2 protein-coding genes are annotated in these 1,419 nt (G+C 68.1%); both read right to left on the minus strand.

Going from position 1 to position 1,419, the window contains the following annotated elements:
- A partial coding sequence (locus AB0N16_RS41775) for a beta-ketoacyl synthase N-terminal-like domain-containing protein (protein ID WP_365806032.1) occupies positions 1–782 on the minus strand: 782 nt, incomplete at its 3' end.
- A 25-nt stretch (positions 783–807) separates the two neighbouring features.
- A partial coding sequence (locus tag AB0N16_RS41780; protein ID WP_365806033.1) for an acyl carrier protein occupies positions 808–1,419 on the minus strand: 612 nt, incomplete at its 5' end.

Consider the following 1,419-nt stretch of genomic DNA (forward strand, 5'->3'; position numbering starts at 1 on the left):
TCGGAGAAGGACCTGCACCGGCCGTCGGCGGACAGTCCCCGCTGCCGTGAGAACTCGACGAATGTCGAGGGGGTCGACATGACGGTCACACCGCCGGCCAGGGCCATCGCGCACTCGCCGCGGCGCAGTGCCGCCACCGCCAGGTGCATCGCGACCAGGGACGAGGAACACGCCGTGTCCACCGACACGGCAGCGCCCTCCAGCCCCAGCACATACGCCACCCGCCCCGACAACACACTGCCGGCGCTTCCGCTGTCCAGCTGGCCTTCCACCTGGGAGGGGGCCTGCCGGAAACGGGAGCCGTAATCGTGGTACATGACGCCGGTGAAGACGCTGGTGTCGCTGCCGCGCAGGGTGTGCGGATCGATGCCCGCGCGCTCCAGCGCCTCCCACGACGTCTCCAGCACCAGCCGCTGCTGCGGATCCATCGCCAGCGCCTCACGCGGCGAGATCCCGAAGAACCCCGCATCGAAATCCGCGGCCTCGTAGAGGAAACCCCCACGACGCGTGTACGACTTCCCCGACGCCTCCGGATCCGGGTCGTACAGATCCTCCACGTCCCAGCCCCGGTCCTGCGGGAACTCACCCGAGGCATCCACACCCCGCTCCACCAGGGACCACAGGCCCTCGGGCGAGTCCACCCCACCCGGGAACCGGCACCCCGCACCCACAATGGCAATCGGCTCGTGCTGGCGCTCGGCCGATTCACGCAGCTGTTCTCGGGCATCGTGCAGCTCGGCGCTGACGCGCTTGAGGTAGTAACGGAGCTGCTCTTCGTTCACGGTGTCTCCCAGGTACGTACGGTGTTCAAGAGATGCCTAGCTCGTTGCCGATGAACTCCAGCAGCTCGCTGTCACTGGACCCGGAGAGCTTTTCCTCGACCCCGTCCGTCGTGAGGTCCTGTGTCTTGGACACCCAGTGACGTGTGAACTGCTCGATCTTTCGCAGGGCTAGGCGCCGTTCCGGGTCATCGGCCGCGAATGCCGAGAGGGTCTGCTGCCAGCTGGCCAGCTGGTTGGTGACGGTGTCGGTGAACGTCTCGTTGCCGGTGGTGAGTTGGGTGTGGAGGTGGGTGGTGAGTTGGGTGGGGGTGGGGTGGTCGAAGAGGAGGGTGGCGGGCAGGGGGGTGTTGGTGAGGGTGGAGAGCCGGTTGCGGAGTTCGACGGCGGTGAGGGAGTCGAAGCCGAGGGCGGTGAAGGGGGTGGTGTCGTCGAGGGTGTGGGGGTCGGTGTGGTGCAGGACGGCTGCGGCGTGTTGTTTGACGAGGGTGAGGAGGAGCTGGTGCTGGTCGGTGGGGGTGAGGTGGGCGAGGCGTTCGGTGAGGGGGACGCCCGTGGCGGTGGTGGTGGCTGGGTCGTGGGTGGTGGGCAGGAGGGTGCGCAGGATGGTGTGGGGGGTGTCGCGCAGGGCGGTGCGGTC

It is taken from the genome of Streptomyces sp. NPDC051105, assembly GCF_040682795.1.
Taxonomy (GTDB): Bacteria; Actinomycetota; Actinomycetes; order Streptomycetales; family Streptomycetaceae; genus Streptomyces.